This is a genomic window from Pseudomonas sp. PDM04, from assembly GCF_014851765.1.
Lineage (GTDB): Bacteria > Pseudomonadota > Gammaproteobacteria > Pseudomonadales > Pseudomonadaceae > Aquipseudomonas.
In genome coordinates, this window is sequence record NZ_JACVAI010000002.1 from 436,104 (window position 1) to 450,295 (window position 14,192).

At 63.2% G+C, this 14,192-nt stretch carries 14 protein-coding genes; 10 read left to right on the forward strand and 4 right to left on the reverse strand.

The window, feature by feature from the left end; translation table 11 throughout:
* Positions 1-78 precede the first annotated feature (78 nt).
* From IB249_RS08810 to IB249_RS08830, 5 genes are all read left to right on the forward strand, one after another.
* On the forward strand, positions 79-840 hold the full coding sequence (locus IB249_RS08810) for a gamma-glutamyl-gamma-aminobutyrate hydrolase family protein (protein ID WP_192303645.1): 762 nt from the start codon (positions 79-81) through the stop codon (positions 838-840).
* A 242-nt stretch (positions 841-1,082) separates the two neighbouring features.
* Positions 1,083-2,225 carry a polyamine ABC transporter ATP-binding protein gene (potA, locus tag IB249_RS08815; RefSeq protein ID WP_192303647.1) on the forward strand — a complete coding sequence of 381 codons (1,143 nt, stop codon included), beginning with the start codon at positions 1,083-1,085 and terminating at the stop codon, positions 2,223-2,225.
* Between the two features lie 29 nt (positions 2,226-2,254).
* Complete coding sequence (locus IB249_RS08820) at positions 2,255-3,136, forward strand: ABC transporter permease subunit (RefSeq protein ID WP_192304849.1); 882 nt, start codon at positions 2,255-2,257, stop codon at positions 3,134-3,136.
* A complete protein-coding gene (locus IB249_RS08825; RefSeq protein ID WP_192303649.1) occupies positions 3,133-4,017 on the forward strand; it encodes an ABC transporter permease subunit in 885 nt (294 codons plus the stop codon). The genes IB249_RS08820 and IB249_RS08825 overlap by 4 nt, the downstream gene beginning before the upstream one ends.
* Positions 4,018-4,070: 53 nt before the next feature.
* Positions 4,071-5,168, forward strand: a complete 1,098-nt coding sequence (locus IB249_RS08830; protein WP_192303651.1) for a polyamine ABC transporter substrate-binding protein — start codon at positions 4,071-4,073, stop codon at positions 5,166-5,168.
* A gap of 163 nt (positions 5,169-5,331) precedes the next feature.
* Here IB249_RS08830 and thpR read toward each other — a convergent pair whose 3' ends face one another.
* Positions 5,332-5,871, reverse strand: coding sequence for an RNA 2',3'-cyclic phosphodiesterase (gene thpR / locus IB249_RS08835; protein WP_192303653.1), 540 nt, complete (start codon positions 5,869-5,871; stop codon positions 5,332-5,334).
* Between the two features lie 60 nt (positions 5,872-5,931).
* Between thpR and IB249_RS08840 the strand changes: the two genes are divergently transcribed.
* On the forward strand, positions 5,932-6,126 hold the full coding sequence (locus IB249_RS08840; RefSeq protein WP_192303655.1) for a hypothetical protein: 195 nt from the start codon (positions 5,932-5,934) through the stop codon (positions 6,124-6,126).
* Between the two features lie 12 nt (positions 6,127-6,138).
* Here IB249_RS08840 and IB249_RS08845 read toward each other — a convergent pair whose 3' ends face one another.
* Positions 6,139-7,203: a hypothetical protein gene (locus IB249_RS08845; RefSeq protein WP_192303657.1), complete on the reverse strand. Its 1,065-nt coding sequence runs from the start codon at positions 7,201-7,203 to the stop codon at positions 6,139-6,141.
* A gap of 344 nt (positions 7,204-7,547) precedes the next feature.
* Between IB249_RS08845 and IB249_RS08850 the strand changes: the two genes are divergently transcribed.
* The gene (locus tag IB249_RS08850; protein WP_192303659.1) at positions 7,548-7,808 is read left to right on the forward strand and encodes a hypothetical protein; all 261 of its coding nucleotides are present in this window, start codon (positions 7,548-7,550) and stop codon (positions 7,806-7,808) included.
* An 18-nt stretch (positions 7,809-7,826) separates the two neighbouring features.
* On the opposite strand, the gene IB249_RS08855 is transcribed toward IB249_RS08850, so the two are convergent.
* On the reverse strand, positions 7,827-8,717 hold the full coding sequence (locus IB249_RS08855) for a LysR family transcriptional regulator (protein WP_192303661.1): 891 nt from the start codon (positions 8,715-8,717) through the stop codon (positions 7,827-7,829).
* A gap of 124 nt (positions 8,718-8,841) precedes the next feature.
* Between IB249_RS08855 and IB249_RS08860 the strand changes: the two genes are divergently transcribed.
* From IB249_RS08860 to IB249_RS08870, 3 genes are all read left to right on the forward strand, one after another.
* Positions 8,842-10,239 carry an MFS transporter gene (locus tag IB249_RS08860; RefSeq protein WP_192303663.1) on the forward strand — a complete coding sequence of 466 codons (1,398 nt, stop codon included), beginning with the start codon at positions 8,842-8,844 and terminating at the stop codon, positions 10,237-10,239.
* A gap of 140 nt (positions 10,240-10,379) precedes the next feature.
* Positions 10,380-11,756: a pyridoxal-phosphate dependent enzyme gene (locus IB249_RS08865; RefSeq protein ID WP_192303665.1), complete on the forward strand. Its 1,377-nt coding sequence runs from the start codon at positions 10,380-10,382 to the stop codon at positions 11,754-11,756.
* Positions 11,753-12,931 (forward strand): cystathionine gamma-synthase, encoded by a 1,179-nt coding sequence (locus IB249_RS08870; protein WP_192303667.1) that lies wholly within the window; start codon positions 11,753-11,755, stop codon positions 12,929-12,931. The genes IB249_RS08865 and IB249_RS08870 overlap by 4 nt, the downstream gene beginning before the upstream one ends.
* A 128-nt stretch (positions 12,932-13,059) precedes the next feature.
* On the opposite strand, the gene IB249_RS08875 is transcribed toward IB249_RS08870, so the two are convergent.
* Entirely contained in the window at positions 13,060-14,160 is a 1,101-nt protein-coding gene (locus IB249_RS08875) for a polyamine ABC transporter substrate-binding protein (protein WP_192303670.1), read from the reverse strand.
* Positions 14,161-14,192: the final 32 nt, after the last annotated feature.

The window sequence follows — 14,192 nt, forward strand, 5'->3', positions numbered from 1 at the left end:
ATGGCAGTTGTCAATTAAAATCAACAAGGCTAAGCTCCGGAAAAGCTCGTTCAAGTGTCAAACTTCGAGGTGATAAAAATGGCATTCAAGCCATTGATCGGCGTTACTGCGTGCGTCAAACAGATTGGCCTGCACCCTTACCACATCAGCGGCGACAAGTACCTGCGTGCAGTCAGCGTGGCTGCGCAAGGGCTGCCCGTGGTCATTCCTTCCCTGGGCGAACTGACTGAAATCCCTGAGCTGCTCGCCCGTCTCGACGGCCTGCTGCTGACCGGCTCGCCGTCGAACGTGGAACCCTTCCACTATCAAGGCCCGGCCAGCGCGCCCGGCACGGATCACGATCCGGCGCGGGACGCCACCACCCTCCCCCTGTTGCGCGCAGCCATCGCTGCCGGTGTTCCGCTGCTGGGCATCTGCCGCGGCTTCCAGGAAATGAACGTGGCTTTCGGTGGCAGCCTGCACCAGAAGGTCCACGAGCTGCCGGGCATGCTCGACCACCGCGAAGCGGACAGCCCCGAGCTGGCGGTGCAATACGCCCCGGCCCACGCGGTCAGGGTGCAACCGGGCGGCGTGTTCGAAGCACTGCAATTGCCAGCCGAATTCAGGGTCAATTCGATTCACAGCCAGGGCATCGACAGGCTCGCGCCAGGCCTGCGGGCCGAAGCGATTGCGCCGGACGGTTTGATCGAGGCGATCTCGGTGGACCACAGCCCGACTTTCGCCCTCGGCGTGCAATGGCACCCGGAATGGCAGGTGCTGGACAACCCGAACTACCTGCGGATATTCCAGGCGTTCGGCGAGGCCTGCCAGCAACGGGCGGCGCGGCGCAACCAGCGCTGACCCAACCCAAGAATACGTAACGATTGACTGCCCCCTCGGAGGTCGGGTGTGCCTGCGCACATCCGTCATCCGTGAAAAACAACACCCGTAATAACAACAAGTACGACCCAGGCAGCCAGGACGGCGGCGCCGAACAAGCCGGATCGGTACGGGTAATGCCAGCCAGGCATCCCGTACAGGCTTGCAATCCACTTAAGCCCGGCCACGTTGACCGAGCGAACGAAACCTGTTGGGAGTTTCACATGGCAAACGCCTCCAGCACTTACAGGAAGGCTCTTGAAGGTCATCAATCACCGAAAAAGGTGTTGGTGAAAGTCGACCGCGTCACCAAGAAATTCGACGAAACCACGGCCGTGGACGATGTCTCGCTTGAGATCCATCAAGGGGAAATCTTCGCCCTGCTGGGTGGTTCCGGCTCCGGCAAATCGACCCTGCTGCGCATGCTCGCCGGCTTCGAGCGCCCGACCGAAGGGCGGATTCTGCTCGATGGCGTGGACATCACCGACATGCCGCCCTACGAGCGGCCGATCAACATGATGTTCCAGTCCTACGCGCTGTTCCCGCACATGACCGTGGCGCAGAACATCGCCTTCGGCCTCAAGCAGGACCGTTTGCCGGCCGCCGAAATCGACGCCCGTGTGCAGGAGATGCTGCGCCTGGTGCACATGACCCAGTACGCCAAGCGCAAACCCCATCAGTTGTCCGGCGGCCAGCGTCAGCGTGTGGCCCTGGCCCGCTCTTTGGCCAAGCGGCCGAAGCTGCTGTTGCTCGACGAACCGATGGGTGCGCTGGATAAAAAGCTGCGTTCGCAGATGCAACTGGAACTGGTGGAAATCATCGAACGCGTGGGCGTGACCTGCGTGATGGTGACCCATGACCAGGAAGAAGCCATGACCATGGCCCAGCGCATCGCGATCATGCACCTGGGCTGGATCGCCCAGATCGGCAGCCCGGTCGACATCTACGAAGCACCGGTCAGCCGCATGGTCTGCGAATTCATCGGCAACGTGAACGCCTTCGACGGCACCGTGGTGGAAGACCTCGAAGGTCATGCGATCATTCACAGCCCGGACCTGGAACAGAAGATCTACGTCGGCCACGGCGTCAGTACCTCGGTGCAGGACAAGTCGATCACCTACGCGATCCGTCCGGAAAAACTGCTGGTCAGCACCACCCAACCCGAGTTCCGCTACAACTGGTCCCAGGGCAAGGTGCATGACATCGCTTACCTGGGCGGACATTCGGTGTTCTACGTCGAGCTGCCGGGCGGCAAGATCGTCCAGTCGTTCATGGCCAACGCCGAACGCCGTGGCGCACGCCCGACCTGGGACGACCAGGTCTATGTGTGGTGGGAAGACGACAGCGGCGTGGTACTGCGCTCATGAGCACTCTCAATCAACAGTTCATGCGCCTGATCCCCAGTGGCCGCAAGCTCGTCATCGGCATCCCGTTCCTGTGGCTGTGCCTGTTCTTCCTGTTGCCGTTCTTCCTGGTGATGAAGATCAGCTTTTCGGAAGCGGCGCTGGCCATCCCGCCCTACTCGGAGATCTACACCTACGCCGAGCAGAAATTCCAGCTGTTCATGAACGTCGGCAACTACCTGTTGCTGACCGAAGACGAGCTGTACATTTCGGCTTACTTCGGTTCGTTGAAGGTTGCGTTCTTCAGCACGCTGATGTGCCTGCTGATCGGTTTTCCGATGGCCTACGCGATCACCCGCACCCGCAAGGAAACGCAAAACGTCCTGCTGCTGTTGATCATGATGCCGACCTGGACGGCGATCCTGATCCGCGTCTACGCCTGGATGGGCATCCTCAGCAACAACGGTTTGCTGAACGCGTTCCTGATGTGGAGCGGGCTGACGAATCACCCGATCGAGATCCTCAACACCAACACGGCCGTCTATATCGGGGTCGTCTACGCCTACCTGCCGTTCATGGTGCTGCCGCTGTACGCCAACCTCGTCAAGCACGATCCGAGCCTCCTGGAGGCGGCGTCGGACCTGGGCTCGAGCAACTTCAACAACTTCTGGAAAATCACCGTGCCGCTGGCCCGCAACGGCATCATTGCCGGCTGCATGCTGGTGTTCATCCCCGTGGTCGGCGAGTTCGTGATTCCGGAACTGCTGGGCGGCCCGGAAACCCTGATGATCGGCCGTGTGCTGTGGCAGGAATTCTTCAACAACCGCGACTGGCCGGTGGCGTCTGCCCTGGCGGTGGTGATGCTGTTGATCCTGATCGTGCCGATTCTGCTGTTTAACCGTAGCCAGGCCAAAGAGATGGAGGGTCGGGGATGAAACGCTTCGGATTTTCAACGTTCATGCTGGTGTTCGGCCTGTCATTCATCTACCTGCCGATGCTGATCCTGGTGATCTACTCGTTCAACGCCTCGAAACTGGTGACGGTGTGGGGCGGCTGGTCGGTGAAGTGGTACGTCGGCCTGCTCGACAATACGCAACTGATGGGCTCGGTGGTGCGCTCGCTGGAGATCGCCTGCTACACGGCGATTGCCGCAGTCGCGCTGGGCACCCTGGCGGCATTCGTGCTGACTCGCGTCACGCGTTTCAAAGGCCGCACGCTGTTCGGTGGCCTGGTCACCGCGCCGTTGGTGATGCCGGAAGTGATCACTGGCCTGTCGCTGTTGCTGCTGTTCGTGGCCATGGCGCAGTTGATCGGCTGGCCGATGGAACGCGGCATCGTCACCATCTGGATCGCCCACACCACGTTTTGTGCAGCCTATGTGGCGGTGGTGGTCTCGGCGCGCCTGCGCGAGCTGGACCTGTCCATCGAAGAGGCGGCCATGGACCTGGGGGCCAAGCCGTTCAAGGTGTTTTTCCTGATCACCATCCCGATGATCGCGCCGTCCCTGGCGGCCGGGGGCATGATGTCGTTTGCCCTGTCGCTGGACGACCTGGTGCTGGCCAGCTTCGTCTCCGGCCCGGGTTCGACGACCCTGCCGATGGAGGTGTTCTCGGCAGTGCGCCTGGGGGTGAAACCTGAAATCAATGCCGTGGCCAGCCTGATTCTGCTCGCCGTTTCGCTGGTGACCTTCCTCGTCTGGTACTTCAGCCGTCGCGCCGAAGCCACCCGTAAACGGGCGATCCAGGAAGCCATGGACCAGACCGCCAACGAAGCCTGGCAACCCGCCAGAAAAACCATGACAGAAGCGACGGCCTAGTGCCGTCGCGTTTCACCACGTGGTGCCATGAATAAAAGAAGGAAGTTGTACCGATGAAAATGCTTGGCAGGACTCTGCTGACCCTGTCCTTATTGGGCGCGATCGCCACCACCGCACAGGCTGCCGACAAGGAGCTGCGCGTCTACAACTGGTCGGACTACATCGCCCCGGACACCGTCAAGAAGTTCGAAGACGAGACCGGCATCCACGTGACCTATGACGTGTTCGACAGCAACGAAACCCTTGAGGCACGCCTGCTCGCGGGTAAATCCGGCTATGACATCGTCGTGCCGTCCAACAGTTTCCTGGCCAAGCAGATCAAGGCCGGGGTTTATCAGGCGATGGACAAGTCGAAACTGCCCAACTGGAAGAACCTCAACCCGGTGCTGCTCAAGAACGCCTCGGCCAGCGACCCGGACAACGCCCATGCGTTCCCCTACATGTGGGGCTCGATTGGCATCGGCTTCAACCCGGCCAAGGTCAGGCAAGTGCTGGGCGCCAATGCGCCGACCAACTCCTGGGATTTGCTGTTCAAGCCGCAGAACGCCGAGAAGCTCAAAGCCTGCGGCATCAGCTTCCTCGATTCACCCACCGAGATGCTCCCCGCCGCCCTGCACTACCTGGGCTACCCGGTGAACTCCAGGGACAAGGCGCAGATTGCCGAGGCGCAAGACCTGTTCATGAAAATCCGGCCGTCGGTGGCGTATTTCCACTCCTCGAAATACATCTCTGACCTGGCCAACGGCAACATCTGCGTCGCGGTCGGTTACTCCGGTGACGTGCTGCAGGCCAAGGCCCGCGCGCAGGAAGCGGGCAACGAGGTGCAGGTCGACTACAGCATTCCGAAGGAAGGGGCCGGCAGTTTCTACGACATGGTCGCGATCCCCCGGGATGCAGCGAACGTGGAAAACGCCCACCTGTTCATGAACTTCCTGATGCGTCCGGACATCATTGCCGAGATCACCAACAACATCGGCTACAGCAATGCCAACGCAGCCGCCACGCCCCTGGTGGACGAGGCGATCCGCGACGATCCGGGCTCGTACCCGCCGCAGGCGGTGCTGGCGACCTTGTATGCGATTCCGGACATGCCCATCGCCGTCCAGCGGGTGATGACCCGGGGGTGGACGCGGGTCAAGCTTGGGAAGTAATCGTCGATGCTGAAATCGCCATGGAAGCCCTGAAATCCACCATCAATCACCGTTTTCCGTTCACGCAGCGCCTTACCACCGCTGCATCCTCTTGAGCAGAACGGCCTCACCTGGCTTCCTCGGTCAGGGTGAGATTGGGCGCCCTCCCCGGGCGCCTTTTTTTTCAGGCGGGGACCAGCGGCCATTCCGCCAGCGCCCGATAGCGGCCCTTGTGGGATTCGAACAGGGTAAATCGATCAGCCCGCAGCACCCACTCCGGTGGCGTCGCCGACTCGGGCACCGGTTCGCGAAAGTCGCGCATCAGGGTCAGGTGCGGCCGAAACTCCTTCGGCACCTCTTCCAGTCCGAACGGCAACATCGCCTGCTCCAGCGCATACACCAGCCGCAACAACGCCGGCGGCGGCTGTTCAGAGGCCAGCACCAGCGCCCCGGCGCGACGCCAGACCTCCAGCCGATCCAGCGCCACGCTCAATGCCACGCCTGGCGTGCGCACCTGCGCCGCCGCGCAACAGATCTGGGCGATCTGCGCCACGTCCACCGCCCCCAGGAACAACAGGGTCAGGTGGAAGTTTTCCGCCGACACCGGCCGCCCACTGCGCAACCGCAGCTCACCGCGCCAGCGGGCGATGGCCTTGCGTTGCTCGGGCGCACAGCCCAATGCGAAGAACAACCGTTTGACCGGTTCGCGGGTTTCGTCGCTCACGCCTGGCACCTCCTGACATGCACGTTATAGTTGAAAACACCGAATGAACGGGACAGGGCCATGCGAGAAATCATCAGCAAAGAGCCATGGTGGGCCAGGCCACCTCAGCCGGGTCAAAACGAGTCCGAGCTGGAATGGGGTTGGCTGGTTCACTATAGCGAAGGTGAACCGCGTTTCGAATTCGTCAGGGAACGCCCCACGGACAGCGAGATCCGTCATCGCAAGAGTTGCAGGATCACTCCGACGGCGGAGTAATCGGGTGCGTGATCAGGGTTGAGGCTCGAAGGACGATTCGGGCGGGCTCCAGTCCATGGTGGGATTGCCCGAACTGACCGGCGGTACGTCTGCGCTCCCTGCCAGGTTGCCCTCGATCTGTCCTGCCAGGTACAGCGTCCCCGCCATCACTCCGGTGGTCGGGTTCTGCACCAGTTTTATCCAGGCCTTGTCGAAGGTGTTGCCCAGACTGCTGCGGATCAGCGCTTCGCTGTCCGGGCGGTCGCTGGCCTGGATCAGCGCACGAATCCCGGCCACGCCCACGGTAATCAGGCCGCCGGCGAGTTTGCCGGCAGCGGCGGCCACCGCACTGGCGGCACCGCGCGGGGCCATTTCCGCTTCCATGCGCTGGCTGGCGCGCTTGGCCACCGGCGCCATGGCGGTGTCGGTCGAGTCGACACCCTTGTCGCCGCCGGCCTTGTGGATCTTGTCGATCAGCGCCGCGTACGCCGGCAAGGTGTTCAGCGGCTGGGTGTGCACGACCTGGTACAGCGAAGCGTCGCGGGCCGCCGGTGGGCCCAGAGCGATGGCCGGGATTTTCTGCAAGCGACCGTTGAGCTGGGCCATGGGCACGCCGTAACGCTGCGAGATTTTCTGCAGTTCTTCCTGGAGGATGTCCACGTAAAACGCGGTGGCGAGGCCGAGGATCTGGTCGGGATCGATTTCCACCGCGACCGGGTTCAGCACACGTTCCTGATATTCCTCCAGCAGGTAGGCCGCCAGGCGCTTGGCCGAAGCATCCTGCTCGCCCTTGGCGCTGATGGTGTACCAGCTGACTTTCATCGACAGCCATTCCTGGGTCCAGTAGCTGCTGAACCAGGGAATGAAGTTTTCCTCGGTGAGTTGATAGACCCGGGTTCGCCAGTAGTCCATGGCGCCACGGGAATAGATTTTCGCTTGCTCGGTGGCGGACCGCGACGCGGCCACGATGTCACGGTCAACCTGCTGCCAGGTGCTCTGGGCGATGATCACCGGCGGCGCTGGCGCCGGCGCGCGCGAAGTCGTGGCGCATCCCGCCAACAGTATCAGCACGGCGACAATCAGCGAACGCAGGTTCAAGGCCGCAGCGTCCTACAGGCTTCCCCTGAACGAAGGTTTCAGGGGTCAGAGGCATTCCTGGGTTGAAGTATAGCCCCGGGGATTCCCACAGGGGCTCGAGGGCCTGCTCGCGATGAAGGCCGTATTAACGACACGACACCCAAACCATCATCTGCATCGATATCCACCATCGCCACGAATGCCTTCCGCTCATAAACCGTCAGCGTAGGATCACCTTCAATCCACCACAAAATTCCACGCCGGAGGGGCGCAACCATGTTGATTCATCTAATGACCTGTCTGGCCCTGACCGCCTTCACGCTCAGTGTCTTTGCGTGGTACGTCCTGACCGAGGAGTGCTCTTCATGATGCCTGTCATTACCCTTTGCGTGAGTTTCCCGGTGTTCGGCAAGAACTACTACGCGCAACAGGTGGTCTCGCGCAAACGCCGTGCGCTGGTGTTCAACAAGCAGTTCGAAGACTTGCTGATGCCCGCCGCCGCCCATCACTTCAGCAATGAAGTGGTCGGCCTCAACGATCAGTTCCGCTTCCTCAACGACGTGCTGGCCGAACACTTGCTGGATGTCGAGCTGGCCCGCCAGGGGTCGCGCTCGTTCGCGTTCTGATGTTCCGGGCATCGCTCGTTATTGCCCGCAGACTTCCCGTACACACCCGCGCAACCAGCGATGCACCGGGTCCGCGTCCATACGCGGATGCCAGAGCATCGCGACCGTGAACGCCGGCAAGACAAATGGCAGGTCGAAGCTGTGCATCCCCGTGCGCAGGCTTTCGGTGTAATGCGCGGGGATGGTCGCGACCAGGTCGGTGGCGCGGGCGAGTGCCAGGGCGGTGGAGAAGCCGGCGACCGAAGTCACGATGTGCCGTTGCAGATCCAACCGCGCCAACGCCTCGTCCACAGGGCCTTTGTCCAGCCCGCGCCGAGAAACGGCGACATGGCCACAGGCGGCAAAGCGCCCGGCGCTGATGTGGCCCTGACTCAGCGGATGACCGGCGCGCACCACGCCGATGAAGCGGTCTCGAAACAGGCCCTGGGTGCGTAGCTCAGGGCTGGCCGAATCCCCCACCACCCCGGTTTCCAGATCGACGTTGCCCTCGCGCAACGCGGTGCTGTCCTTGTCCGGCTTGCCGATGAAGCGCAGGCGCACACCCGGGGCCTGCCCGGCCACCCGGGCAATCAGCGCCGCGCCGAAACTGTCGACGAACCCTTCGCGAGTGCGCAGCGTGAACGTGCGGACCAATTGGCTCAGGTCCGGCTGTTGCGCCGGGCGCAGCATCGCTGTGGCCTCCTGCACCAGCGGGCCGATCCGCTCACGCAGCTCCAGCGCCCGGGGCGTCGCCACCAGGCCCCGGCCGGCACGCACCAGCAGTGGATCGCCAGTGGTTTCACGCAACCGGGCCAGCGCCCGGCTCATCGCCGACGGGCTCAGGCGCAAGCGCTTGGCCGCTCGCGCCACGCTGCCCTCGGTGAGCAGCACGTCCAGGGTCATCAACAGATTGAAATCGGGAGTGGACATGGTTCGCCCCATGACAGTGAGATGGCGTTATATGCATGAATAAAGTGCAACCCATGCGTATTCCGCCATGTTAGGCGTCGGCGTAGATTTCCGATAGCCACACACTGCCCGCTCAGGAGTCCCCATGAAGCCGACGATCGCCACCGTGGACAACGCGTCAGCCGCACCGACGGTGCGCTGGGCGCTGGTCAGCCTTTCGCTGTCGATATTGCTCTCCTCCCTCGGCACCAGCATCGCCAACGTCGGCCTGCCGACACTGGCACAGGCATTTGACGCAAGCTTTCAGCAGGTGCAATGGGTGGTGCTGGCCTACCTGCTGGCCATCACCACGCTGATCGTCAGCGCGGGCCGGCTCGGTGACCTGATCGGCCGGCGACGCCTGCTGCTGGCCGGCATCGGGGTGTTTACCCTCGCTTCGTTTCTGTGCACCCTGGCGCCGACCCTGGGTGGGTTGATTGCTGCCCGGGCGCTGCAAGGCCTGGGAGCAGCGGCCATGATGGCGCTGACCATGGCCTTCGTCGGGGCCACGGTGCCCAAGGAAAAGACCGGCAGCGCCATGGGCTTGCTGGGCACGATGTCGGCGATCGGCACCGCGATGGGACCTTCGCTGGGCGGCCTGCTGATCACCGGGTTCGGTTGGCAGGCGCTGTTCCTGGCCAGCGTGCCAGTGGGCCTGCTGGCGTGGTATCTGGCGTATCGCTATCTGCCGGCTGATCGCCAGCAATCGGCGAGCGGCCGCAGCGGTTTTGACGCCATGGGCACCCTGCTGCTGGCACTGACGCTGGCGGCGTACGCGCTGGCAATGACCCTCGGGCGCGGGCAGTTCACTGCGCTCAACCTGGGCTTGCTGTTGGCGGCCGGGGCCGGCCTGGGGTTGTTCGTGTTCACCGAGACGCGCGTCGCTTCGCCGCTGATTCGCCTGTCGCTGTTCCGTAACCGGGTGCTGAGCAGCAGCCTGGCCATGAGCACGCTGGTGGCGACGGTGATCATGACCATGCTGGCGGTCGGGCCGTTCTACCTGACCCACGGGCTCGGGTTGAACCCGATGTCGGCCGGGTTGGTACTGGCGGTCGGCCCCGGCGTCGCGGCGCTCACCGGTGTGCCCGCCGGACGCATCGCCGACCGTTTTGGCGCGCAACGGATGACTGTCGTCGGGTTGCTCGCCATGGCGCTCGGTTGCCTGGCCCTGTCGCTGTTGCCGCAGACCGTCGGCGTCGCCGGCTACGTCGCCTCGGTGGTGGTGCTGACACTGGGCTATGGCGTGTTCCAGACCGCCAACAACACCACGGTCATGAGCGATGTCGCGGCCGATCAGCGCGGCGTCGTCTCGGGCATGCTCAACCTGTCGCGCAACCTCGGGCTGATCACCGGCGCCTCCGTGATGGGCGCGGTGTTCGCCTTCGCCTCACAGTCGGTCGATCCGCAGGCGATTGGCCACGGGATGCGGGTGACCTTTGCAGTGGCGCTCGCACTGATCAGCGGGGCAGTGACGCTGTCACTCTGTGGGAGGGGCCACGGATAAAGGCACCCGCCAGCGACCGTTGGCCGCGCCGGGTTGCGAGGGACGCCATCGCGGCCTATGGTCCAAGCAATGCATTGCAGGCGACTGGCACGCAATGACGCACTGCCGGTGGCCCCCGCTTGCTCACAAGAGGTGACCCCATGCCGAATGACTCCCGCCCTGCCGTACTCGAACTGATCGGCAACACGCCGTTGGTGCGCGTCAGCCGTTTCGACACCGGCCCCTGCACGCTGTTTCTCAAGCTTGAATCGCAAAACCCCGGTGGCTCGATCAAGGACCGGATCGGTCTGGCGATGATCGACGCCGCCGAGCGCGACGGCTCGCTGAAACCCGGCGGCACCATCGTCGAAGCCACCGCCGGCAACACCGGACTGGGCCTGGCCCTGGTCGGTCGGGCCAAGGGCTATCGGGTGGTGCTGGTGGTGCCGGACAAGATGTCCACCGAGAAAGTCCTGCACCTGAAGGCCATGGGCGCCGAGGTGCACATCACCCGATCCGACGTCGGCAAGGGCCACCCCGATTATTACCAGGACGTCGCCGCACGCCTGGCGCTGGAAATACCCGACGCATTCTTCGCCGACCAGTTCAACAACCCCGCCAACCCGCTGGCCCACGAGTGCAGCACTGCGCCCGAGATCTGGGCGCAGACCCAGCATGACGTGGACGCCATTGTCGTCGGCGTCGGCTCGGCCGGCACGCTGACGGGGCTGACCCGTTTCTTCAAGCGGGTCCAGCCCGACCTGGCCATGGTGCTGGCCGATCCGGTCGGTTCGGTGATGGCCGAATACAGCCGCAGCGGCACCATGACCACCCCCGGTTCCTGGGCGGTGGAAGGCATCGGCGAAGATTTCATTCCGTCGATTGCCGACCTGTCCAGCGTGCGCCACGCCTACTCGATCAGCGACGAGGAAAGTTTCGATCACGCCCGCCAGTTGCTGCGCGCCGAAGGCATTCTCGGCGGCTCCTCCACCGGCACCCTGCTGGCCGCCGCGTTGCGTTATTGCCGCGAACAGACCGAGCCCAAGCGCGTGGTCAGCTTCGTCTGCGACACCGGCACCCGTTACCTGTCGAAGGTCTACAACGACCAATGGATGAACGATCAGGGCCTGCTGGCGCGCAAACCCTATGGCGACCTGCGCGACGTGATTGCCCGGCGTTTCGAGGACGGCCGGGTGATCAGCGTCAGCCCCGACGATACCCTGCTCACCGCCTTCCAGCGCATGCGCCTGGCGGATGTGTCGCAATTACCGGTGTTGAGCGATGGCCGGCAACTGGTCGGCGTGATCGACGAATCCGACATCCTGCTGGGCATGCAGGCGGATCCTTCACACTTTCGCTTGACCGTGGCCAGCGCAATGACCGACAAAGTGGAAACCCTGCCTGCCAGCGCCAGCCTCGCCGAGTTGCAGGTGGAACTCGATCGCGGCCTGGTGGCGATCATTGCCGACGCCTCGGGCTTTCACGGGCTGATCACCCGCGTCGACCTGCTCAATCATCTACGGAGATCCCTTGCATGAGTCAACACGATGAAAACGCCGCGCCACGTGCCTTCGCCACTCGGGTGATCCACGCCGGGCAAGCGCCGGACCCCACCACCGGGGCGTTGATGCCACCGATTTATGCCAACTCCACCTACCTGCAACAAAGCCCCGGCGTGCACAAGGGCTTCGACTACGGGCGCTCGCACAACCCGACGCGCTTCGCCCTGGAGCGTTGCGTCGCCGACCTCGAGGGCGGCACCCAGGCCTTTGCCTTCGCCTCCGGGCTGGCAGCCATTTCCACGGTGCTTGAGCTGCTCGATGCCGGCTCGCACATTGTCTCCGGCAACGACCTGTACGGCGGCACCTTCCGGCTGTTCGACAAGGTGCGCAAACGCAGCGCCGGGCACCGTTTCAGCTTCGTCGACCTGACCGACCTGTCGGCCTTCGAAGCGGCGCTGGAAGACGACACGCGGATGGTGTGGGTCGAGACGCCGAGCAATCCCTTGCTGAGCCTGACCGACCTCGCAGCCGTTGCGCGTATCTGCCGCGCCCGCGGCATTATCTGCGTCGCCGACAACACCTTTGCCAGCCCCTGGATCCAGCGTCCGCTGGAGCTGGGTTTCGACGTCGTGCTGCACTCCACCACCAAATACCTCAATGGCCACTCCGACGTGATCGGCGGCATTGCGGTGGTCGGGCAAAACCCGGAACTGGCCGAACGCCTGGGCTTCCTGCAGAACTCGATTGGCGCGATCTCCGGGCCTTTCGACGCGTTCCTGACCCTGCGCGGGGTGAAGACCCTGGCGCTGCGCATGGAACGTCATTGCAGCAACGCCCTGGAACTGGCGCAGTGGCTGGAGCGCCAGCCGCAGGTCGCCCGCGTCTACTACCCGGGACTGCCCTCGCACCCTCAGCATGAGCTGGCCAAGCGGCAGATGCGCGGGTTTGGCGGGATGATTTCCATCGACCTGAACACCGACCTGGCGGGCGCCCGGCGCTTCCTCGAGAACGTGCAGATCTTCGCCCTGGCCGAAAGCCTGGGCGGCGTGGAGAGCCTGATCGAGCACCCCGCCATCATGACCCACGCCACCATCCCCGCCGCCACCCGTGCGCAGCTGGGCATTGGTGACGGGTTGGTGCGTTTGTCGGTGGGGGTCGAGGATGTCGAGGACCTGCGCGCCGATCTGGCGCAGGCGTTGGCGCAAATCTAAGGTCGTCTGCAATCCCTTGTGGGAGCGAGCCTGCTCGCGATGGCGGACTGTCAGCCGGCATCTTTACCGTCTGATACACCGCCATCGCGAGCAGGCTCGCTCCCACAGTTAGAGGGGGTGATCAGGCATTACTTATCGGACTTGATGCTGGTCCACACCCGCGTGCGCACCCGCTCCATTTTCTGCGGCAGCGGTTGCACCACATACAGGGTTTTCAGCGCTTCGCTGGTCGGGGTCAGGTTCGGGTTGCCGGTGATTTCCTTGTTGATCAGCGGCAGCGAGTCCTTGTTGGCGTTGGGGTAGCCGAGGAAATCACTGATCGGGGCGATGACTTTCGGGTCCAGCAAGGTGTTGAGAAACGCGTGGGCTTCTTCGACGTTCTTCGCGCTTTTCGGGATGGCGAAGGTGTCGAACCAGATCGGTGCGCCCTGCTTCGGCAAGCGCCAGTCGACCACCACGCCATTGCCCGCTTCTTTCGCGCGGTTGCCGAACTGGTAGAAGCTGCCGGAATAACCGATGGCGACGCAGATGTCACCGTTGGCGATATCGGTCATGTACTTGGCGGAGTTGAAGTAGGTCACGTACGGACGCACCTTCATCATCAGCGCCTTGGCTTTCTCGTAGTCGTCCGGGTTCTGGCTGTTAGGGTCCAGGCCGAGATAATGCAAGGCGATCGGGAGGATTTCCGACGGTGAATCAAGCATGGCCACGCCGCAGGATTTCAGCTTTGCCATGTACTCGGGCTTGAACACCAGGTCCCAGCTGTCCACCGGCGCATTGTCGCCCAGCGCCGCCTTGACCTTGGCCGGGTTGAAGCCGATCAGCACCGTGCCGTACATGTAGGGCACGCCGTACTGGTTGCCGGGGTCGTTCTTGTCCAGCAGCTTGAGCAGCGCCGGGTCCTGGTGCGACCAGTTGGGCAGCTTGGACTTGTCCAGTTTCTGGAACACGCCGGCCTTGATCTGGGTTTCAATGAACTGGTTGGACGGCACCACCAGGTCGTAGCCCGAGTTGCCGGTCAACAGTTTGGCTTCCAGCGCCTCGTTGGTGTCGAAGGTGTCCCAGGTCACTTTGATCCCGGTTTTCTGGGCGAAATCCTTGGGCACGGACGGCAGGATGTAATCCGCCCAGTTGTACACCCGCAGTTCCTGATCTTTGGCGTGCACGGCGCTGGCCAGCAGCGTCAGCCCACAAACGGTGGCGCCCAGTATGCGTTTCATCATGACCATGAAGAATTCCCCAAGTGTGTCGCGTGGTTTTT

What these genes read in the sequence shown, in the direction of transcription:
- IB249_RS08810 (WP_192303645.1), top strand. Translation starts at nt 79, where the DNA reads ATGGCATTCAAGCCATTGATCGGCGTTACTGCGTGCGTCAAACAGATT.
- potA (WP_192303647.1), top strand. Translation starts at nt 1,083, where the DNA reads ATGGCAAACGCCTCCAGCACTTACAGGAAGGCTCTTGAAGGTCATCAA.
- IB249_RS08825 (WP_192303649.1), top strand. Translation starts at nt 3,133, where the DNA reads ATGAAACGCTTCGGATTTTCAACGTTCATGCTGGTGTTCGGCCTGTCA.
- IB249_RS08830 (WP_192303651.1), top strand. Translation starts at nt 4,071, where the DNA reads ATGAAAATGCTTGGCAGGACTCTGCTGACCCTGTCCTTATTGGGCGCG.
- IB249_RS08840 (WP_192303655.1), top strand. Translation starts at nt 5,932, where the DNA reads ATGCGAGAAATCATCAGCAAAGAGCCATGGTGGGCCAGGCCACCTCAG.
- IB249_RS08850 (WP_192303659.1), top strand. Translation starts at nt 7,548, where the DNA reads ATGATGCCTGTCATTACCCTTTGCGTGAGTTTCCCGGTGTTCGGCAAG.
- IB249_RS08855 (WP_192303661.1), bottom strand. Translation starts at nt 8,717, where the DNA reads ATGTCCACTCCCGATTTCAATCTGTTGATGACCCTGGACGTGCTGCTC.
- IB249_RS08860 (WP_192303663.1), top strand. Translation starts at nt 8,842, where the DNA reads ATGAAGCCGACGATCGCCACCGTGGACAACGCGTCAGCCGCACCGACG.
- IB249_RS08865 (WP_192303665.1), top strand. Translation starts at nt 10,380, where the DNA reads ATGCCGAATGACTCCCGCCCTGCCGTACTCGAACTGATCGGCAACACG.
- IB249_RS08870 (WP_192303667.1), top strand. Translation starts at nt 11,753, where the DNA reads ATGAGTCAACACGATGAAAACGCCGCGCCACGTGCCTTCGCCACTCGG.
- IB249_RS08875 (WP_192303670.1), bottom strand. Translation starts at nt 14,160, where the DNA reads ATGGTCATGATGAAACGCATACTGGGCGCCACCGTTTGTGGGCTGACG.